This window comes from Sphingomicrobium marinum (assembly GCF_026157105.1).
Taxonomy (GTDB): Bacteria; Pseudomonadota; Alphaproteobacteria; order Sphingomonadales; family Sphingomonadaceae; genus Sphingomicrobium; species Sphingomicrobium marinum.
In genome coordinates this window covers 1,964,153-1,983,241 of the sequence record NZ_JANPVQ010000001.1, presented here as the reverse complement: position 1 = coordinate 1,983,241, position 19,089 = coordinate 1,964,153, and the positions used below count along the sequence as shown (strand labels likewise).

Here is a 19,089-nt window from a genome sequence, read left to right as displayed (position 1 = left end):
CCGACAATAGGTTCAGGCGTTGTCGTCACGATCCTCCGGATCCTCGAGACTGTAGCCGAGGCCGCGTATGGTCGTGATCGTTTCTGCACCCAATTTCTTGCGGATGCGTGTCACGAACACTTCGATCGTGTTCGAATCGCGGTCGAAATCCTGGTCGTAGATGTGCTCGATCAGTTCGGTACGGCTGACCACCTTGCCCTTGTGGTGCATCAGGTACGAAAGCAGCTTGTATTCCTGCGCGGTGAGCTTCACCGGCTCGCCGCCCTTCGACACCTTTCCCGAGCGTGTGTCGAGGCGAATATCGCCGGCTTCGAGCACCGAGCTGGCATGACCGGCGCTGCGTCGGATGAGCGCGCGCAGGCGGGCAATCAGTTCCTCTGTCTGGAACGGCTTGGCGAGATAATCATCGGCACCGGCATCGAGGCCTGCGACCTTGTCCGACCAGCTGTCGCGCGCGGTCAGCACCAGGACCGGCATGTCCTTGCCTTCCTTACGCCACTTGTTGAGCACGGTGAGCCCGTCCATCTCGGGAAGGCCGAGATCGAGCACGATCGCGTCATAGGCCTCGTGCGCGCCCAGAAAATGGCCGTCTTCGCCATCGGTGGCGAGATCGACGGCATAGCCCGCGCCTTCCAGCGTGGAGCGGAGTTGCCGCCCGAGATTGGGTTCGTCTTCGACGATCAGGATGCGCATGTATTGCCCTCCGAAAATTCGTTATTCGCCCCTCCAACACCGGAATGGGCGACAAAGTTGCGGAAGCTTAACGGGATGAAGGCCCGGCGCAAACGGGTAAAAAGCGCTAGAAGCCGTGACGGCCGATGATGCGGCCCGAACGGGCTTCGACATCGACCCACACGATGCGGCCCTCTTTCTTGAACTTGAGGCGGTAATTGTCGCCGCGCTTTTCGGGGCCAAGATAATCGTAGCCGCGCATGCGGGGCACCACGCGGCGTTCTACTTCGGGGAGCGACAGCGACTTGCCCTGTTCGCGCGCTTCGAACGCACGATCGGCTTCCTGGGGCGCAAAGCTTTGGGCACTTGCCGGCGTGGCAAATGCAAAGGCGCCTACGAGGGCGGTAAGGGCAATACTGATACGCATTGATGTGCTCCGAATCTGGTGTCTGGACTACAGGGGGAGCATTGAACAAGTCGTGAATGCCCAAGTTGCGCACGGTTCAGGAACAGCGTGTCTCTGGAGCAACGCTGCTTGAACGGCGGGGCGGGGCGCAGTAGGGCGCCTCGCTATGGCTCCTCCAATCCTCTCGCTAGAAGACGTCAAGCTGCACCACGGCGATGGCATGCTGTTCGACGGGCTGACGCTCCATGTCGGCCCCAAAGACCGGTTGGCGCTGATCGGGCGCAACGGTGCGGGCAAGACGACGCTGTTCCGCACGCTGATGGGGGACCTCGAACTCGACGGCGGCAGCCGGACCGTGATGCCCGGCGTCAACATCGTCTGGCTTGAGCAGGACCCCGACATGAAGGGCCATGCGACCTTGCTCGATTGGGCCGTGAGCGGTGAGAAAGCCCCGCCGCAGCACGCGATCGAGGCGATCGCCGACCAGATGGGCATCGACCTGTCGACCGACGCTAGAACCGCGAGCGGGGGTGAGCGGCGGCGTGCGGCCCTATCGCGCGCGCTGGCGAGCGAACCCGACCTGCTGCTGCTCGACGAGCCGACCAACCATCTCGATCTTGGGGCGATCGACTGGCTCGAAGACTGGCTGTCGCGCTATTCGGGTGCTTTCATCGTCATCAGCCACGACCGGACCTTTCTCACGCGGCTGACCAATTCCTGCTTGTGGCTCGACCGCAAGACGCTGCGCCGCGCCGAAGTCGGCTATGGCGGGTTCGAGGCGTGGACCGAAGAAGTGCTCGAGCAGGACCGGCGCGAGATGGCGCGGCTCGACGAGAAGCTGCGGCAGGAGACCGAGTGGCTGGTCAAGGGCGTGACCGCGCGGCGCAAGCGCAACCAGGGGCGGCTACGCAAGCTCGAAGAACTGCGCGCCCAGCGTGCCGCGATGATCGGGATGCAGGGCAAGGCTGCGCTCGGCCTTGCCAAGGATGACGTGAAGACCAAGACGGTGATCGACGCGCAGGAGGTCGGCAAATCCTATGACGGGCGCACGATTATCGATGACTTCACGCTGCGTATCCAGCGCGGCGATCGTATCGGCATTGTCGGTGCGAACGGGGCGGGAAAGACGACGCTGCTGAAGCTGCTGACCAGCGAGATCGAACCCGACGAGGGCAAGATCACGCGCGCCAAGACGCTGTCGGGCATCATCATCGATCAGCAGCGCAAGCTGATGGACCCGAAGAAAAAGGTGCGCGATGTGCTAGCCGAGGGCGGCGAGTGGATCGAGGTGCGCGGTAACAAGAAGCACATCAAGGGCTATCTCAAGGAATTCCTGTTCGACCCGAGCCTGTCGGATGCATTGATCGGCACGCTGTCGGGCGGCGAAAAGCATCGCATCCTGCTAGCGCGCGAATTTGCGCGCGAAAGCAACCTGCTGGTGCTCGACGAGCCGACCAATGACCTCGACATGGAGACGCTCGACCTCCTCCAGGAAGTGATCTCGGACTATGAAGGCACCGTGCTGCTGGTCAGCCACGATCGCGACTTTCTCGATCGCACGGTGACGGTGACGCTGGGGCTCGACGGGTCGGGCAAGGTCGATATCGTCGCGGGGGGCTATGAGGATTGGGCCAAGCGCCGCAAGGATCGCAAGCGCACCGCGAAAAAGGACAAACCCGAGGCTGAAAAGGCAGCGGCACCGACCACTGCCCCAACAAAGCTCAGCTATAAGGATCAGCGCGATTTCGACCGGCTGCCTGCCCAAATCGAGCAGCTGGAGCGCGAAATCGCCGACGCCGAGGCTGCAATGTCCGATCCCGATCTCTTCACCAAGGATCCGGACAGGTTTGCCGCGCTGACGAGAGCGATCGAAGACAAGCGGGCGCAAAAGGATGCCGCCGAAGAACGCTGGCTTGAAGTCGCGGAAATGGCCGAAAGTCTCGCCTGATCGACTCTGGTGGTTTGCTGTGTTATTACCTTAATACAGCATGGAGAGAGTCGTGACCCAAGACGAATACGAAAATGCCAAGGCCGAGATCGAGAAGGCCCGCAGCGAACTCAAGAAAGATTTCAGCGAAGCCGCCGAAGAACTCGACGAGGAACTCGCAAGGCTGCGTGCCCATCCCGGCGAACATACGGTCGAGGAGGTCGAGGATGCCGCCCGTCAGGCGCGCGAGCACATGGAACGCACGCGCGCTGCGATGGAGGCCAATTTCACCGAGCTTGAAAAACAGTTGGAAGCCGCGCGCGCCGCGGACGCTTGAACCATCGCGCGATAGAGGTGTTGATGCGGCATGTCAGACATGTTGCATCCCGATGCGATGACGTGGACCGAGGTGCTGATCCGTCTCGGCGCCGCCACATTCCTTCCGCTCCTTATTGGGCTGGAGCGCTTCATCCGTAACAAGCCGATCGATTTTCGTCCGTTCGTCATCATCAGTGTCGGTGCATGCGGCCTGTTGATGGCATCGATCGAGCTCTTGCATTCGGCCTCAAGCCCGCAATCGCAAATCGATCCGACGCGCGTCATCGAAGGCGTCATTACCGGCATCGGCTTCCTTGGAGCCGGCGCGATGTTCCGCCAGGGAAACTATGTGCAAGGCGCGGGTTCGGCGGCCTCGATCTGGGTCGCCGGCGCGATCGGACTGGCGTGCGGCATGGGAGAAATCTGGCTTGCCGCCATGGTCACGCTCATCGTCCTGGTCTTGCTGGTCGCCAGCGGGCCACTAACGGACAAATGGGACGCGGGCCACGGCAACGACCATGACAGAAGCGAAGATCGGGTCGACTAGGCCGCAGCGCAGCTTGAATCGCCATCCTCGCCGCAATCGAGCAGTTCGACGAATTTCTCGGCATTGATGGCGACATCGGCGGGTCCGATCTGGTCGAACGGGTCCTCCAGATGCGTCTGGATGTTGTCGAGGCCGGTCAGGATGATCGCGAACAATACGGGCATCACGTAGGTGAGCAGCGGCGCGCCATATTCGCGCGCCTCGTGTGCGAAATAGGGGCCGTAGATCAGCGGCAGGATGATGATGAAGATGTCGCTGAAGACGCGCAGCGTGCGCGGCGTGCGATACTGGTAGATATGCTTCACGCTTTCGAAAGCGACGATCATTTTCGACACATACTGGTTGCAACGCGAACATTCGCCCGAGGCAAGGCCGGCCTGGCGCAATTCGCGGACATAACGTGAAAGGTCGGAGAAAGCGGCGTACACGCGCTTCTCGTTCTCGCGCACGTTCTTGCGATCGCCCTTAAACATGTCGCGGCACGCATCGAGCAGGTCGCCCATATTGGTTTCGATCCGCGCAAGCAGCGCCGGATTGCTACCCTCGAGCCAGTCGCGCGCGGCGAAATAGAGGGCGCGGCCATGCGCCTTGATCACGCCGTAGTCGTCGAGCGCGGCCTCGCGGCGCTTGTAGGCATGACCGATCGAGAACACGATCGGGAAGATCACCGCGGTAGAAATGATCGTGAGCGGATAATCGGCGACCAGATTGAGGCGAAGGCTCGCCCATGTCGCCGCGACCGCGAGGATCGAGACCAACACGGTCTTCACGTTGATGATGAGCGTAATGCTCGCGATACGCTGCCAAAGAATCACTTCTGGTCCCCCGGGTTAGTGCTCAGGCGCTGAGCTTGTACTGCTTCATCAGGTCGTAAAGCGTCGGCCGCGAAATGCCGAGTAGCTTGGCCGCGCCAGAGATATTGTTCTCCGTTCGCGTCAACGCTTGGTGGATCGCCTTGCGATCGGCGACTTCGCGCGCGGCGCGCAAGTTGATGGTGGTCTCGCTATCTTCCTCGGCGCCGCCCTGCAGGTCGAGATCGCCGGCGGTCACGTGCTTGCCGTCCGCCATGATCACCGCGCGCTTGATGCGGTTTTCCAGTTCGCGGACGTTGCCCGGCCACGAATAGGCATCAACCGCGTCGACCGCATCAGGCGCGAGGCCCTTGAGGTTGCGATTGAGATCCTTGGCATATTTGCTGACGAAGTAGCGCGCCAGCAGCACCGCGTCGCCCGTGCGCTGGGCAAGCGGCGGGATCGGCACCACGATTTCGGCCAGGCGGTAATAAAGGTCTTCGCGGAAGCTTCCCTCGGCGGTCATCGCGTCGAGGTCGCGGTGCGTCGCGCAGACGATCCGGGTGTCGACGTCGATCGGCTTGCGTCCGCCGATGCGTTCGATGACGCGTTCCTGAAGAAAGCGCAGCAGCTTGACCTGAAGGGGTAGCGGTATGTCGCCGACCTCGTCGAGGAAGAGCGTTCCGCCCTGCGCCAGTTCGATCTTGCCCTCGGTCGTCTTCACGGCACCGGTGAAGGCGCCGCGTTCGTAGCCGAACAACTCGGCTTCGAGCAGGTTTTCGGGAATGGCGGCGCAGTTGATCGCGATGAAGTTGCCGTCCTTGCGCGGGCTCTGGTCGTGGACGGCCTTGGCAAGCAATTCCTTGCCGGTACCGCTGGCGCCAAGCAGCATGACCGAGACATCGGCCGAAGCCACGCGTTCGATCGTGTGCGCGACCTTGAGCATTTCTGGGCTGGCTGACACGATATTGCCGAGCACGGTCTGGTCATCACCCGCAGCGCTTTCGAGGCGGCGGTTTTCGTCTTCAATATCGTGCAGGTGAAAGGCGCGCTTCACGATGTGGCCGAGCTCGTCGATATCGACGGGCTTGCGGTAAAAATCATAGGCTCCCAGCGCGATGGCCTTCAGCGCACTTTCGCGCGCGCCGTGGCCCGAAGCGACGATCACCTTGGTATCGGGCTGCAACGCGAGGATCTCCTCCAGCGTGGCGAAGCCTTCGGTCACGCCGTCGGGATCGGGGGGAAGGCCAAGATCGAGCGTCACGACCTTGGGCTCGTGCGCGCGCAGCAGCTCGATGGCTTCCTTGCGATCGCCTGCGATCACGATCTCGTAACCTTCGTAGGCCCATTTCAACTGGCGCTGCAGCCCCTCGTCATCCTCGACGATCAGCAGGGTGGGCAGGTCGCTCTTGCTCATGCGGATTTCCTCATTTGCGGCGCGCTGGCCGCGGGCAGGTGGATGGTGAAGCTGGTGCCGTGGTCGCGGCGGCTTTCGACCGACAGGCGGCCGCCCATGGCGTGGACAAGGCTGCGCGCCTCATAGGCGCCGATGCCGAACCCGCCGTCCTTGGTAGAGACGAATGGCTCGAACAGCCGGGTGCGGACGAAATCGGCATCCATGCCTTCGCCGCGATCGGCGACGGTGATGGCGACCTCGGTGCCGGCGGGTTCCACGCGGACGATGACCGGTTCGCCATTGCCGCTAGCATCGACGGCGTTCTGGATAAGGTGACCAAGCGCCTGTTCGAGCTGCGCGCCATCGGCCAAAGCCCAGACGTCGCTATCGCCCACCAGCATGACTTCATGATCGCGGCGCTTGGCGGCGATGGCGAAGGCGATGATGTCTTTGAGCCGTGTCGGTGCGGCATGGCCTTCGCTCGACTGCGCGCCGGGGGACAGGCGCGCGAGCAGCGTGTTCATCTTGCCGACCGAGCTCTTGAGCGTCGCCACCATGTCGGCGCGAAAATCGGGATTGTCGGCGTGCTTTTCGGCATTGCGCGACAGCAGGCTGAGCTGGCTCACCAGGTTCTTGATGTCGTGCAGGATGAAGGCAAAGCGGCGGTTGAATTCCTCGAACCGCTGCGCCTTGGCGAGCGCTTCCTGGCCGAGTGCTTCGGCAAAGTTCGAGGCCGCCTGCTTGCCCGCGGTTTTCATAAGGTCGAAATCTTCCCAGTCGAGCGCACGGCGATGCGCGGGCGCGCCCAGGATGACGAGGCCGACCAGCAGGCCGTTATGTTGCAGCGGGATGCCGACCCAGGCATGCGCATCGTCGATCAACCATTGCGGGACGGGCAGCGCCTTGTCGGCAGGGCTCGCCCAGTTTCGCCGCAGGCCGTCGAGTTCGAGGATGCGGCCTTCGACCGCGATCGCCTGCCAGAAATCACGGCCCATGTCGCTATCGTCGACCGGCGGGATCTTCTCGCCCTGCCAGTTCCAGCCCGATGCGCGTTGCAGCGCGCCGCTATCGTCGGTGATGAGGATCAATCCGCCCGGTGCATCGAGCATGTCGGCGAAGGCCTTGATGACGCGCTGGCCCATCGGCGCGGCGCCCGGTTCGCCCAGCGTGGCGGTGAAGCGTAGCCACTCGGCGCGGTAGTCGTAGCGATGCTCGAAGAAATGCTTGGCGATCTTGACCTTGGCCCAGGCACGCGCGCGGCTGCTGGGCAGGATGACCATCAGCGCGACGGTCACCAGCGCAAGCAGGAGTACTGCAAGATTGCCGATGATCTGGCCTGCACCCGTTTCGCGAAACGCCGTGGCGAGGATCGCGACGACGGCGAGGTAGGCGCAGATGGCAAGGAGCGAGAGCGACTGGAAGGTCGCGGCGCGGCTGAGGCGTACCCGCAGCGCTTCGCCCGAGCGGGCCCCGAGCGCGAAGAGCGGTGCGGTCAGTGCAACAGCAAGCCCGCGCCAATCGGCGAGGAGCGCGGCAAACTCCCCGTCGACATAGGCCAGCGTGTAAAGATTGAGGTCATAAAGCCACAGCGCCGACAGGCCGATCACGACAAAACGGATCGCGGAGCGGCTGGAGGGCGCAGCCTGGCCGTAGACATTGTGGACAAGGACGAGCGCGCCTGCAGCAGCGGTCGTGCGCAGCAATATCGCCGCCATCGGCGCCGATACGCCCGCCACCAGCGGCGCGACGTCGAGCAGGAACTGGAGGCCGAGCACCGCGGCGACCGCGCCATACACGAGGCGGATTCCTTTCTGGCGACCTGCATCTTCGCGTTCGGCGGCGAGGTGGTAGAGCCAGGCGATCCAGATGAGGTTGCGGCCGGTTTCGGCAAAATGCGTTAGCGTATCGGCGGGCAAGATGGCTTCCATCCAGGCCCACAAGGCGGTCACCGCGAAGGCGGCGAGGAGAAGGCGCTGCCCCGGCTCGCGCACGCCGCGCGCCAGTTGCCAGCCCGCGAGCGCCACGAACAGCACGGCCGCGAGCGCATGGCTCCAGAAGGTGACGAGGCTAAGGCCCATCAGGTCCACACCCTTGTAAAATCGTCCGACACGCCCGGGGTGTCGCAAAACTTTACAAATTAAGTGTAAACCATTGGCTGTCTTTCGCTGGGCAAGTAGCTCGACGAGCAACCCGTCTTGCCAAGCGGAGAGCGATCGCGCATGGGATAGAAAGTTGGCGTAGGTTACTTATCCAGAGCAAGGGGGGGGCTTATGTCGAATCTCGAAAATGCCACGAAGTTTTTTCATGCCTGCGAAAGCGGAAAGGGACGTGCCGGGTGCGCGCAATATGTCGCCGACGGCGCAACGTTTCATGCGCAGGCTCCAGCAGTCGCCGAAATCGATACGCTGCTCGATTATGTCGATTGGATGGAAGGCGGCATTGCCGGGCCCTTCACCGACACGCATTACGACATCCATGCCTCGTCCTATGACGCGGACAGCTCGACCGCGATGTTCTTCGGCACCTTCCATGCCACGCATGGCGGCGAGGGCGGGCCCGTACCGCCGACCGGAAAGAGCACGGCCAGCGAATTTGTCTACGCCATGCAGATGAACGACGACGGCAAGATCACCAAGATGACCAAGATCTGGAACGACGCCTACGCGTTTACCGAAATTGGTTGGGCCTGAATTGGCACCCGTCTGGTTACGGGCGGGCTTAATAATCCGAGCGTTCTGACGGAATTAATCGCTTTATCGCCGAAGTGCGATGTGGCTGCGACCGGCGCGTTAGGTCGCGGCGCCGATGCGGCATAGTCTCAATACCTTCGAAAGGCAGGTTAGATGGGCTGGTTGATCGGACGTGCGGCCGCGATGGCGGACCCGCAAAAAGCGCGCGTGAAGGTGCTGGAAAAACTGCAGGGACTTAGCGAACTCGACGATCCGGAAAGCGCGGTGGTGCCGATCCTGATCGACGCGATCCTGCTGGTCGAAAGCTACCGCGCAGTGCGTCACGAGATCACCTTCCTGCCCGAGCTTCGTGAAAGCGTCGACGCGCTTCTGCGCGATCTGTCGGCAATCGAGAAATCTGACGCGGTTGTCGCGCGTTAGCCCTATTTCTCGTCGAGGATATCGAGCGCCAGCAGCGTCATCGCCTCGGTCGCGGTGCTGATGACGGCGTCGGCATCGGGCGCCCAGAAGGGGCTGTGGAGGCTGGGAAGCTTGCTGCTGTCGCCGCCCGCGGCCTGCCAGTCGGCGAGCGGTTGGCCGCCGACCCAGAAGATCAGGCTTTCGATGCTGTTGTCGGCGAGCCAATAGCGCGAGAAATCCTCGCCGCCCATCACCGGCGTCGCCTCGCGCACCTTGTCGTCGCCGAAATTGTCCTTGAACAGCGCCAGCGCATGGTTGGCGAGATCGGGCGTGTTGTAAGTCGACGGGGTGAATTCGTCGTCGCGGATATGGATGATCGGCATCCTGTCCTCGGGCACCCCCGCGGCGATCGCCTCGGCGTTGGCGATGCGGCGGATACCGTCGAGAAGCTGCTTGCGAACTTCGGGCGTGTAGCTGCGCACGGTGAGCAGTAGCGTGGCTTCGTCTGGGACGATATTGTGCTTGGCGCCGGCGTTGAAACTGCCGACGGTAATGACCGCGCTCTCGAGCGGATTGATCTCGCGCGCCACGATCGTCTGCAATGTGGTGACGATGCGGCTGGCGATGACGATCGGGTCCTTGGTGGTGTGCGGATAGGCGCCGTGGCCGCCTAGGCCGCGTACGGTGACATCGACGCTGTCGACATTGGCAAGCGCATAGCCGGGCGAAATTCCGATATAGCCCGCAGGCCCCGCCGCGGCATCATGGAAGCCGATGACGTGGGTCGGCTTTGGAAAGCGGGTATAGAGGCCGTCGTCGAGCATGGCCTTGGCGCCTTCGCCGGTTTCCTCGGCGGGCTGCAGGATCATGACGAGCGTGCCCGACCATTGGTCTTTTTTCTCAGTGAGAAGCTGCGCGGTACCGACCCAAGTGGTCATGTGCGTATCGTGACCGCAGGCGTGCATGACGCCGGTTTCGACGCCCGAAGCCGGGGCGACAGCTGTGACTTTGGAAGCGAAGGGGAGACCGGTCTGCTCTACCACGGGGAGCCCGTCCATGTCGGCGCGGATCATCAGGACGGGCCCAGGGCCGTTCTCCATCACTGCGACGACGCCGGTGCCACCGACGCCTTCGGTGACCTCGAAGCCCATGTCGCGCGCCCGCTTCGCCAGTTTGGCAGCCGTCTCGACTTCCATGCCCGACAATTCGGGGTTGGCGTGCAGGTCCTGGTAGATCTCGATAAGGCCCGGCATGTCGGCGCGCACTTCCTCGCGCAGGCTCTGCGCGGTGGCGGGCGTGGCGGCTAGCGCAAGCGTGGCGAAGGCTAAGGTAAGGCGCACGGTTATTCTCCTGCGGGCACGAGTTCGATGATGTCGATGGTGGATTCGTAAGCGGGGTAGGGCAGCAGCAGTCGCCAGTGATCTTCGCCGATTTTCTGCAATGCGCCGATCATGTCGCGCTGTGGATCGGCGCCGTAGCGCATGGCGCGCGTCTCATCCCCCAGCACCAGGGTGCCAAGGAAGACGCGGCGATAATCGTCATCGGGGAAAAGCAGGCCGACGGGGCGCTGTGACCCGGTGAGCTTGTGAAAGCCGAGCAGGTCTTCTTCGGTGCGAATGGTGCAGTCGAAGAATGGGTAGTCGACATAGCTCAGCGTGCCGCGCCCCTGCGTTCCGAGTTTGATCGTGCGGCAGCGATACTTGCCGGTGGGAACGGTGTCGAACGAGAGCGCTGCATCGGGTTCGCCGGTGGCGCCCAGCGCAGCGATTTGCGACGCATAGCCGTCGGTGCGGGCCTCTTCGAGCCCTCGGGTGAAGGCGGTGCGCCATTCGGATAATCGGGCGCGGTCGGCTTCAGTGGCGACGAAGCGCCAGTCCCGCGTTTCTAGAGTTTCGACGAAAGGCTCACCGGGTAGGCTCGCGCAGGCGGAAAGGCCGAAAGCGGCAAGGAGAATGACGTGACGCATCGGGACCGACCTTATTGCGCCGTCCAGCCGCCGTCCATGGAGAGATTGGCGCCGGTGATCGACGCGGCCTCGTCGCGCGCAAGGAAAAGCGCGGTGGCGGCGACTTCATCGACGGTGACGAAACGCTTTGTCGGCTGTGCCTTGAGCAGCACGTCGTTCATCACCTCCTCGCGCGTCATGTTGCGGGCCTTCATCGTGTCGGGAATCTGCTTTTCCACCAGCGGGGTCCAGACATAGCCGGGGCTGATGCAATTCACCGTGACGCCATCTTCCGCCACTTCGAGCGCGACCGTCTTCGTAAAGCCTGCAACGCCATGCTTGGCGGCGACATAGGCGCTCTTGTTGGGACTGGCGACAAGGCTGTGCGCGCTCGCCGTGTTGATGACGCGGCCCCAGCCGGCGGCCTGCATCGCGGGAAGGCACAGCCGCGTCGTGTGGAAAACGGCGCTCAGGTTGATAGCGAGGATCGCGTCCCACTTTTCGGTCGGGAATTCGGTGACCGGCGCGACGTGCTGGATACCCGCATTGTTGACGAGGATGTCGGGCGCACCGAGCTGGCTTGTGCAGCGTTCGACCATGGCTTCGATCTCTTCGGGCTTGGACATGTCGGCGCCGTCATGCAGCGCATCGGTGCCCGACGCATCGGCCAGTGCGGCGCGCTCTTCCTCGATCGCGGTGGCATCGCCAAAGCCGTTGATCATGATGCGCGCGCCTTCGGCAGCGAAAGCCTTGGCGATTGCCAGCCCGATCCCCGATGTCGAGCCGGTCACCAGTGCGGTCTTGTCCTTGAGCGACATTCGTGTCTCCTTTGGCTCGTGATTGCCGCATCCCGGTGCAACCGCCAAGGGGGGATGTGGGTTGGTGGGGCAAAAGGGAGACGGATATGCGACTAGGTGGACGCGATAGCGACAATTTTATCGACCGCACGGGCCAAAGCGGTGGTCGCGGCGGCGGCGGCATTTCGGTCGGCATACTCGCGCTCGTCGCGCGCTTCGTCTTCAACAAGTTCGGTATCGTTGGCGTGCTCATTCTCGGGCTTGGCTATTGCGCGCTGTCCGGCGGGATGAGCGGACTGATGGGCGGCGGCGCGCCGACCACGGCCGATAGCGCCAACCCCGAAGCATCGACGTTGAGCGCGGAAAACCGCGAATTGCTTACGGGCACGCTGGAGTCGACCGATGACATCTGGGGCCGCTTGATCAACGGCTACCAGGAACCGACGCTGGTCGCCTATCGCGGCGGGACCCAGACCGCGTGCGGCTACGGCCAGGCCGTCATGGGGCCGTTCTACTGCCCGGCCGACGAGCGCATCTACATCGATCCCGACTTCTTCCGCGAGCTTGAGACCAAGTTCGGTGCCGAGGGCGACTTTGCCGCGCGCTATGTCATTGCGCATGAGGTCGGTCACCACATCCAGAAGCTCGAAGGCACGCTCGCCAGCGTGCAGCGCCAGCAGGCGCGGATCAGCCAGGAGCAGGGCAACCGCCTTCAGGTGGGCGTCGAATTGCAGGCCGATTGCTATGCCGGCGTGTGGGCCGCCAATGCGCGCGACGACCAGGGCCGTTCATTGCTTGAGCCCGGCGATGTCGAGGAAGGCATGACCGCGGCGAGCTCGATCGGTGACGACACGCTGCAGCGGCGCTCGGGCCGCGCGGTGCAACCCGAAAGCTTCACCCACGGCACCAGCGCCCAGCGCATGGAAGCGCTGCGCCGCGGCCTGCAGACCGGCGACCCGCGCCAGTGCAATTATGCGGGCCGCTAGATCCTTGCTCTGAAGCCCAGGACGCGTCGCCGCGAAGGCTAGATCTTGATCAGCATCTTGCCGGTGTTGGCGCCTTCGAACAGTCCGAGGAAAGCGTCGAAAGTTGTCTCGACGCCTTCGTGGACCGTCTCGCGCGTGGTCACCTTGCCCGACAGCATCATCGGGACGACTTCCTGGTAGAATTCGGGCATGCGCGACTGGAAGTCGGTGAAGATGAAGCCTTCCATGCGGATCCGCTTGCCGATCGCCAGAGCGAGATATTTGAAGGGGTAGGCAACCTCGCCATTGATGCCGTCGATGAAGCCGCACATCGCGATGCGCGCATTCTGGTTGGCGTGGGCGATGGCGGCATCCAGATGGTCGCGGCCAACATTGTCGAAATATACATCGATGCCTTTTTCGCCGATCTCCTTGAGCGCCTTGTAGAGACCCTTGATGATCGGGCCCGCCTTGTAATCGATGCAGGCATCGGCGCCGATCGATTTGACGTAGTCGCACTTGTTCGCGCCGCCGGCCGATCCGATTACCTTCATTCCCTTGGCCTTGGCGAACTGGACGACCATCGAGCCGACCGCGCCAGCCGCGGCCGAGACGAAGACGACATCGCCTTGTTTGGCCGATGCCACGTCCATCAGTCCGAACCAGGCCGTGCCGCCGGTCAGGCCCAGCGTCGAGAGGAAGTGGAAATAATCGACGCCCAAGTCGGGCAGCTTCTGTGCCGTCTTCGCTTGCACGACGGCTTCATCGCGCCAGCCGCCGAAGTGCAGCACCTTGTCGCCCTCTTCAATGCCATCGGCCTTCGATGCCACCACCGTACCGACTGCGCCGCCGTCCATCGGCTTTCCAAGCTGGAAGCTTTCGAAATAGCTTTCCTGGTCATCCATGCGCACGCGCATGTAGGGATCGACCGAAATCCAGTCATTTTTGACGTGGATCATGCCATCTTCGAGCGCGGGGAGGTCGATGTCCTTCAGCGCGACATCGTCGTGTGTGGGTTTGCCCTGCGGGCGCTGCATGAGGTGCCAGGCTCTGGCCATCGTCTCGGTCTCCTGTTGCGTTTGGAGGTGGGGTAGGCTGCCGGGGCGCATAAGAAAAGGCCCGACCGCAGTGGGCCGGGCCTTCTCGACGACGCCAACGGCGTCGGCTTTGCCGGTTAGCTCTAGGAGCTTTCAGCAAAGCGACGGTCATCGATGGACTGACTGTCGTCAAGCTCCATCACCCGCTCTTCGTCACGCCACTGCTGCTTGGCTTCGCTCGAGGGAATGCAAAGCTTGACCTTGCCGTCTTCGATGGAATCGAGGCAGTTGGCCTTCAGCGAGTGGTGCATATTGTCGGGGCTGTCATCCTTGGTGAGGATGATGCGTTCACCGCGGATCCTGTCGACCTTGCCGACGAATTCACCGTCCGAACCGATCACTTCGGCATGTTCGTCGATCTGACGAAGCATCTGGCGCTGGTTGTTTCGCTTGTCGCGCCACTGCGAAAACTCGCTGTCGAAGCGCGCCTGGTTTTCCTGGCGCCATTCCAGGTAGTCGCGATCAAGCTGTTCGATCTGGCGGCTGCGCCAATTGTCGTAATCGCTGTCGGCCGTGAATTCCTGTTGGGTCATGGCGCGGTTCATGCGGCCCTGACCGTAGGCGCGGTCATAGTCATAGCGGTCGCTACGATCAAAGTCGTCGCTCATCCGGGGGCGGCGATCATAATCGCGCTGGTCGTAAGGGCGGGTATAGCCATTGTCGCGGGTGTTCAGGAGGCCGCCTTCGAAGGCGAACTCGCGATTGACATAGCCGCGACCGTCATGGCCATAACGTTCGTCGAGGCGGCGGCGGGCTTCGGCGCGGTCGTCGCCGAACCAGCTCATGACTTCGTCGCCGGCGCGGTCGAAAAAGCCGCGATCGTTGCGATCATAGTCGACATCAAAATCGTCCGAACGGTTCATCGCCGGACGATCATAACCCCGACCATAACCACGCTGTTCAAAGCGTTCGCCATGCGGCGAATTGTCGCGCATGCTACGGTTCCTGTTCCTGGGATACCTGGTGTTCGTCATGGTCGTTACTCCTTTTTACTATGGTGGGTCGATGACCCGATTGTTACGGCTTCGTGCCGATAACATTCAGTAAATAAACGGTTTTTCAGGGACCCCCGTTCCGCAAGCCGGGGCGGTAATCGCCGAGCCGTGAAGGAGCCTCGCTAAAGCGTTGCGCTGGGCGACGAGCAGCGCTAAAGAGCCGCTCACCCGAGGGTCATGGGGCTGTAGCTCAGTTGGGAGAGCGCTGCCTTCGCAAGGCAGAGGTCGGGGGTTCGAATCCCCCTAGCTCCACCATCCCCTCGGGTCTTCTTTTGGATTTGATGCAGCTGTCTGGTCGATCTGCTCGGCCGAAGAAGACGCTTGCTGCAACGAAAGAGGGGCGACCTTGCGGCCGCCCCTCCTGTCTTCTGCGATGTGGTTCCAGATTAGAACTGGAAGCGTGCACGCACGTAGTAGCTGCCACCGTTGAAGCCGAACGGCGAGGTGACCGCATATTCGGCGCCGGCGATACCCGCCCAGGGGTTACGCGTCGGGTAGGTATCGAGCAGGTTTTGCGCACCTGCCGCGATTTCCAGTCCTTCGATCACTTCGTACGCGATTTCCGCGTCGAAGGTGACCCGCGCCTCCGCGTCGATTGGCAGCGTGCCGTCGTCGAGGTGGGCTTCGTAGAAGCTACCGAAATAATTGGCGCGCAGCAGGCCGCGAACGCGTCCCTGCTCATGGGTCAGGTTGAGGAAGCCCTTCCAGTTGGGCAGGTTTTCCTCAAGCTGGCGGATACGCGTCGCCGAGATGGTCGCGTCGGCATCCTTCACCGTGGTGTCGGTATAGTTGATCGCCAGCGTCGCCTGCGTCCGGCCGCCGTCGACAAGGTCGAGACGCGCGTTCGACACGAAGTCGATGCCCTGCGTCCGCGTGTCGAATGCGTTGTTGAAGAAGGCGAACGAGGTCAGATCCTCGAACCCGGTGAAGTCACCACGGTTGATGACATTGGCGGTCGACAGTTCGGCCAGCAGGCCGGCCGTCGTCGTGCTCGTCACCATCACCCCTTCACGCGCGGCGAGATAGAGCAGCGCATCGGTGAAGTTGATGGTCGACGACCGCGAGATGCGATCCTTCAGCGTGATGTTGAAGTAATCGAGCGTGAAGGTGACCGCACCGACATCGCCGGCCAGACCGACGGTGAAGCTGTCGGCCTTTTCCGGTCCGAGCGTGGGCCGGGCGAGACCAAGGCCACCATTGGCCGCCGAGTCCGCGACATAGTCGGACACGATGAGACCTGCCGGGCTGAACAGCGGGAAAGTCCCTTCGTCCTGCAGCATGCCGTTGGAGAACTGCGTCGTCACGTTGATGACGTTCGCCTGGCCCGCGGTCGGCACGTGGAAGCCGGTCGAATAGGTGCTGCGAATGCGGAAATCGTCGGACAGCTTGTAAAGGCCGCCCACCTTCCAGCTCACGTTATCGCCAAAGGTCTTGGTGTCCTCGTAGCGAACGGCACCCTGCAAGGTCACCGTGTCGGCGAGGTCGGCCTCGACATCGATGTAGGCAGCCTTGGTGTCTTCCGTGGCCGATCCTGCAGCGTTGTTCGAGAAGCCGCCGAAACCATTCGAACTGGTCGAGAAGCCCTGGCCAAACGGGAATGCCGCGGTGGGCTGCGCGAGCGGGCCGAGAGCGAACGATTCCGGATCGCCGGCGACCGTGGTGAAGGTCTCGTCGCGATATTCAGCGCCGGCCGCCACATACATGCTGCCCGTGCTACCCAGCGATACTTCGTGACCCAGGTTCAGGTTCACCAGGTTTTCCGCCTGGCGATAACCGCCCGGGTTGAACGAGGTCGGCGTATTGGGGCCGAGCGACGCGTTGATCGTGTTGTTGATGAAGAAGTCGACCGAGTTCTTGCCGTAACGATAGCTAAGATCGAAATCGAGCCCGCCGAAGACCTGGCCGCGCAGGCCGGTGGCAACCGAGAAGTCCTGAAGGTCGCCGCCAAAGCGCGGTGTAAAGCCGCCCGGGAACAGCTCGACGAAAGAGAAGCAGTTCGGGTCTGCTGAGACATCCGCAAGGATCGTGGCATCGGGGATCAACCCGTTGGTACCCGTCAGCGGGATACCGGCAGGACAATCGCCCGCCGTCGTGTTCGACAAGTCGCCGACCAGCACCGAGGGCACGCCGTTGGGATCGGCATCGCCGGTCATCGGATCGACCAGCGGACCGGCATAGACGCCGCCGCGGTTGGTCGGGTTACGGAAGAAGAAGCCGCCATCGACGTTACGCTCGGCATAGTTGCCGAATGCGTAGAGCGTGATGTCGGGCGTGAAATCGATGCCGAAATTCACGAACGACTTGAAGTCGTCGTTGACGTTGGGCTGGCCCCAGATCTGCGCCGGGTTGGCAACGTCCGTATTGCCGGCAGCGATGAGCGCGGCCGCGTCATCGCGCTGGACCGAGCGGCTGGTGGCATCAGATTCGCCATATTCGGCGCTCAGGTTGAGGAAGCCGTTATCGGTGATGGGCAGGCCGATATTGGCACCGATCTGGTAGAGATCGCCGTCACCTTCGTAGGTCTGACCCCATTTGGCGGTGACCATGCCGCCTTCGGCATCGTCCTTTATGATGAAGTTCATGACGCCGGCAATGGCGTCCGAACCATATTGCGAGGACGCGCCGTCGCGCAGCACTTCGAGCTGCTTGATCGCGATCGTCGGGATCGTCGAGACGTCCGGGCCCTGCGAGCCGTCCGCGATGCCGCCGCCAAGGAAGGCGATGACGGCGGCGCGGTGCATGCGCTTGCCGTTGACGAGGACCAGCGTGTTGTCAGGCGACAGCCCGCGCAGGTTGGCGGGGCGCACGAGGGTCGCGGCGTCGGAAATCGGTTGGGTGTTCACGTTGAAGGAAGGAACGGCAATACGCAGCAGGTTGCCGACATCGGTATCGGCCTGGTTGGTAAGTTCTTCGGACGAGACGATATCAACCGGTGCGACCGTGTCTGCGGCCGAGCGATTGGCCTGGCGCGTACCGGTGATGATGATCACCTGGTTGTTTTCGATTTCCGGATCCTGGACGTCGCCCGTATCCTGCGCAAAAGCAGGCGTGGCGGACGCCATGCCGACGATCCCGCAAAGCAAGGCGGTGCGGATTTTCGCTGAGCGACGCGTAAAGCTGGTAGCCATTATTTCCCCCTGAAAGAATGTTAAACTGACTGAGGTTGACACCGAACCGCCACCAGCGCCAGCCGCTCAGGAAGAATCGCAAAATTACAACGAAACTTGTTGCATTTGTGCAACGACCTAGATTGCGGCGTGCGGCGAGGCTTCACGCGCGCGCCGCAGGCTCAAATCAGCGGAAAAGCAAGACCGGCTTGTGCAGCGCGCGCAGCATCGCGCTCGTGGTCGAGCCGAGGATGAGGCGGCGCAGCGGTGAGTGGCCGTAGGCGCCCATGACCAACAGACCGGCGCCGATCGCGTCGGCTTCCTGCTTGATAGCGGTTTCGACACTACCGGTGCGCGCGCTGGTGCCGGCAAGGCGGCCGCCCAGAATGTCCGCGGCATCGGCCAGGCGCGCTTCGGCCTTGTCGTCACCCACGGTAACGACGTGGATCTTGGCATCCGCGAACCGCGGCGAGGATGCCACGAAATCGAGCGCGCGTGCGGCGCTTTCGCCGCCGTCATAGGCGATCAGCACGGTTTCGATCGGCGCGAAAGCGCGGCTGGCAACCAGCACGGGACGCACGCTCTGGCGCACGATCCGTTCCACCACACCGCCTAGGTGCCCCTTGGCAAAATCGGCATGTTCGCCGCGCTTGCCGATGACGACGAGATCGGCCTTCTCTTCCTGCGCGACAACCGTCTCGACGATATCGCCATGACGCTGGAGCGTTTCGACATTGGCGATACCGGCCTCGCGCAAGCGGGTGGCGGCACCATCGAGCAAGGCGGCGCCCTGTTCGCGTTCGATGCGGCTCTGCTCGCCTTCGATCGCGACCAGCTCGGCCATGAGGCCCGAGCGGGCACCGAGCCCGATCGCGCCCGACAGGTCGCGGCGCGCTTCGACGGCATCGGTGCGCTGGATGACGTGGAGCAGCGTGACCTTGGCATCGCTGCCACCGGCAAGCCAGGCGGCATGATCGGTCACGCTGGTGGCGTACTGGCTGAAATCGAGGCAGGCGAGCAGCTTCATCTTCTTCATC

18 protein-coding genes and 1 tRNA gene are annotated in these 19,089 nt (G+C 62.7%); 7 read left to right on the top strand and 12 right to left on the bottom strand.

The features are described 5' to 3' along the window. Positions 1 to 12: 12 nt before the first annotated feature. Positions 13 to 693, bottom strand: a complete 681-nt coding sequence (locus tag NUX07_RS10185; protein ID WP_265530466.1) for a response regulator transcription factor — start codon at positions 691 to 693, stop codon at positions 13 to 15. 106 nt (positions 694 to 799) lie between these two features. Then, the gene (locus NUX07_RS10180; RefSeq protein WP_265530465.1) at positions 800 to 1,099 is read right to left on the bottom strand and encodes a hypothetical protein; all 300 of its coding nucleotides are present in this window, start codon (positions 1,097 to 1,099) and stop codon (positions 800 to 802) included. Between the two features lie 145 nt (positions 1,100 to 1,244). Here NUX07_RS10180 and NUX07_RS10175 point away from each other — a divergent pair, with 145 nt between their 5' ends. From NUX07_RS10175 to NUX07_RS10165, 3 genes are read left to right on the top strand one after another with little or no spacing between them, the layout of a single operon-like run. After that, on the top strand, positions 1,245 to 3,026 hold the full coding sequence (locus NUX07_RS10175) for an ABC-F family ATP-binding cassette domain-containing protein (protein WP_265530464.1): 1,782 nt from the start codon (positions 1,245 to 1,247) through the stop codon (positions 3,024 to 3,026). 52 nt (positions 3,027 to 3,078) lie between these two features. Continuing rightward, entirely contained in the window at positions 3,079 to 3,342 is a 264-nt protein-coding gene (locus NUX07_RS10170; RefSeq protein WP_265530463.1) for a hypothetical protein, read from the top strand. A gap of 30 nt (positions 3,343 to 3,372) precedes the next feature. Further along, positions 3,373 to 3,870, top strand: a complete 498-nt coding sequence (locus tag NUX07_RS10165; RefSeq protein WP_265530462.1) for an MgtC/SapB family protein — start codon at positions 3,373 to 3,375, stop codon at positions 3,868 to 3,870. Here NUX07_RS10165 and NUX07_RS10160 read toward each other — a convergent pair. The 3 genes from NUX07_RS10160 to prsK are packed head-to-tail and all read right to left on the bottom strand — an operon-like array spanning position 3,867 to position 8,135. After that, complete coding sequence (locus tag NUX07_RS10160; RefSeq protein ID WP_265530461.1) at positions 3,867 to 4,685, bottom strand: hypothetical protein; 819 nt, start codon at positions 4,683 to 4,685, stop codon at positions 3,867 to 3,869. The genes NUX07_RS10165 and NUX07_RS10160 overlap by 4 nt on opposite strands. Before the next feature lie 22 nt (positions 4,686 to 4,707). Continuing rightward, positions 4,708 to 6,078: a PEP-CTERM-box response regulator transcription factor gene (gene prsR, locus NUX07_RS10155; protein WP_265530460.1), complete on the bottom strand. Its 1,371-nt coding sequence runs from the start codon at positions 6,076 to 6,078 to the stop codon at positions 4,708 to 4,710. Next, entirely contained in the window at positions 6,075 to 8,135 is a 2,061-nt protein-coding gene (gene prsK / locus NUX07_RS10150) for an XrtA/PEP-CTERM system histidine kinase PrsK (RefSeq protein WP_265530459.1), read from the bottom strand. The genes prsR and prsK overlap by 4 nt, the downstream gene beginning before the upstream one ends. A gap of 192 nt (positions 8,136 to 8,327) precedes the next feature. On the opposite strand from prsK, the gene NUX07_RS10145 reads away from it, so the two are divergent. Both NUX07_RS10145 and NUX07_RS10140 read left to right on the top strand, forming a co-directional pair. Then, positions 8,328 to 8,747 (top strand): nuclear transport factor 2 family protein, encoded by a 420-nt coding sequence (locus NUX07_RS10145; RefSeq protein WP_265530458.1) that lies wholly within the window; start codon positions 8,328 to 8,330, stop codon positions 8,745 to 8,747. A gap of 153 nt (positions 8,748 to 8,900) precedes the next feature. Further along, a complete protein-coding gene (locus tag NUX07_RS10140; RefSeq protein WP_265530457.1) occupies positions 8,901 to 9,167 on the top strand; it encodes a hypothetical protein in 267 nt (88 codons plus the stop codon). Between the two features lie 2 nt (positions 9,168 to 9,169). On the opposite strand, the gene NUX07_RS10135 is transcribed toward NUX07_RS10140, so the two are convergent. Genes NUX07_RS10135 through NUX07_RS10125 form a run of 3 tightly spaced genes read right to left on the bottom strand, consistent with a single transcriptional unit; the run spans position 9,170 to position 11,909 of the window. Beyond that, the gene (locus NUX07_RS10135) at positions 9,170 to 10,486 is read right to left on the bottom strand and encodes an amidohydrolase (protein ID WP_265530456.1); all 1,317 of its coding nucleotides are present in this window, start codon (positions 10,484 to 10,486) and stop codon (positions 9,170 to 9,172) included. A gap of 2 nt (positions 10,487 to 10,488) precedes the next feature. Beyond that, the gene (locus tag NUX07_RS10130; RefSeq protein WP_265530454.1) at positions 10,489 to 11,112 is read right to left on the bottom strand and encodes a DUF4893 domain-containing protein; all 624 of its coding nucleotides are present in this window, start codon (positions 11,110 to 11,112) and stop codon (positions 10,489 to 10,491) included. Positions 11,113 to 11,123: 11 nt separating this feature from the next. Next, the gene (locus NUX07_RS10125; RefSeq protein ID WP_265530453.1) at positions 11,124 to 11,909 is read right to left on the bottom strand and encodes a 3-hydroxybutyrate dehydrogenase; all 786 of its coding nucleotides are present in this window, start codon (positions 11,907 to 11,909) and stop codon (positions 11,124 to 11,126) included. 86 nt (positions 11,910 to 11,995) lie between these two features. Here NUX07_RS10125 and ypfJ point away from each other — a divergent pair, with 86 nt between their 5' ends. Next, a complete protein-coding gene (gene ypfJ, locus NUX07_RS10120) occupies positions 11,996 to 12,874 on the top strand; it encodes a KPN_02809 family neutral zinc metallopeptidase (protein ID WP_265530452.1) in 879 nt (292 codons plus the stop codon). A gap of 38 nt (positions 12,875 to 12,912) precedes the next feature. Here the strand turns inward: ypfJ and NUX07_RS10115 are convergent, their stop codons facing one another. Both NUX07_RS10115 and NUX07_RS10110 read right to left on the bottom strand, forming a co-directional pair. Next, positions 12,913 to 13,911, bottom strand: a complete 999-nt coding sequence (locus NUX07_RS10115) for an NADP-dependent oxidoreductase (protein WP_265530451.1) — start codon at positions 13,909 to 13,911, stop codon at positions 12,913 to 12,915. Positions 13,912 to 14,033: 122 nt separating this feature from the next. Beyond that, positions 14,034 to 14,885 carry a DUF2171 domain-containing protein gene (locus NUX07_RS10110; protein WP_265530450.1) on the bottom strand — a complete coding sequence of 284 codons (852 nt, stop codon included), beginning with the start codon at positions 14,883 to 14,885 and terminating at the stop codon, positions 14,034 to 14,036. Between the two features lie 239 nt (positions 14,886 to 15,124). On the opposite strand from NUX07_RS10110, the gene NUX07_RS10105 reads away from it, so the two are divergent. Continuing rightward, a tRNA-Ala gene (locus tag NUX07_RS10105) sits at positions 15,125 to 15,200 on the top strand. A 131-nt stretch (positions 15,201 to 15,331) separates the two neighbouring features. On the opposite strand, the gene NUX07_RS10100 is transcribed toward NUX07_RS10105, so the two are convergent. Both NUX07_RS10100 and NUX07_RS10095 read right to left on the bottom strand, forming a co-directional pair. After that, positions 15,332 to 18,073 (bottom strand): TonB-dependent receptor plug domain-containing protein, encoded by a 2,742-nt coding sequence (locus NUX07_RS10100; RefSeq protein ID WP_265530449.1) that lies wholly within the window; start codon positions 18,071 to 18,073, stop codon positions 15,332 to 15,334. Between the two features lie 166 nt (positions 18,074 to 18,239). Beyond that, on the bottom strand, positions 18,240 to 19,088 hold the full coding sequence (locus NUX07_RS10095) for a universal stress protein (protein ID WP_265530448.1): 849 nt from the start codon (positions 19,086 to 19,088) through the stop codon (positions 18,240 to 18,242). Position 19,089 lies beyond the last annotated feature (1 nt).

Coding starts and splice junctions, on each gene's coding strand:
- ypfJ (WP_265530452.1), top strand. CDS start 11,996: ATGCGACTAGGTGGACGCGATAGCGACAATTTTATCGACCGCACGGGC.
- NUX07_RS10130 (WP_265530454.1), bottom strand. CDS start 11,112: ATGCGTCACGTCATTCTCCTTGCCGCTTTCGGCCTTTCCGCCTGCGCG.
- prsR (WP_265530460.1), bottom strand. CDS start 6,078: ATGAGCAAGAGCGACCTGCCCACCCTGCTGATCGTCGAGGATGACGAG.
- NUX07_RS10125 (WP_265530453.1), bottom strand. CDS start 11,909: ATGTCGCTCAAGGACAAGACCGCACTGGTGACCGGCTCGACATCGGGG.
- NUX07_RS10140 (WP_265530457.1), top strand. CDS start 8,901: ATGGGCTGGTTGATCGGACGTGCGGCCGCGATGGCGGACCCGCAAAAA.
- NUX07_RS10180 (WP_265530465.1), bottom strand. CDS start 1,099: ATGCGTATCAGTATTGCCCTTACCGCCCTCGTAGGCGCCTTTGCATTT.
- NUX07_RS10165 (WP_265530462.1), top strand. CDS start 3,373: ATGTCAGACATGTTGCATCCCGATGCGATGACGTGGACCGAGGTGCTG.
- NUX07_RS10095 (WP_265530448.1), bottom strand. CDS start 19,088: ATGAAGAAGATGAAGCTGCTCGCCTGCCTCGATTTCAGCCAGTACGCC.
- NUX07_RS10110 (WP_265530450.1), bottom strand. CDS start 14,885: ATGCGCGACAATTCGCCGCATGGCGAACGCTTTGAACAGCGTGGTTAT.
- prsK (WP_265530459.1), bottom strand. CDS start 8,135: ATGGGCCTTAGCCTCGTCACCTTCTGGAGCCATGCGCTCGCGGCCGTG.
- NUX07_RS10100 (WP_265530449.1), bottom strand. CDS start 18,073: ATGGCTACCAGCTTTACGCGTCGCTCAGCGAAAATCCGCACCGCCTTG.
- NUX07_RS10175 (WP_265530464.1), top strand. CDS start 1,245: ATGGCTCCTCCAATCCTCTCGCTAGAAGACGTCAAGCTGCACCACGGC.
- NUX07_RS10185 (WP_265530466.1), bottom strand. CDS start 693: ATGCGCATCCTGATCGTCGAAGACGAACCCAATCTCGGGCGGCAACTC.
- NUX07_RS10145 (WP_265530458.1), top strand. CDS start 8,328: ATGTCGAATCTCGAAAATGCCACGAAGTTTTTTCATGCCTGCGAAAGC.
- NUX07_RS10115 (WP_265530451.1), bottom strand. CDS start 13,911: ATGGCCAGAGCCTGGCACCTCATGCAGCGCCCGCAGGGCAAACCCACA.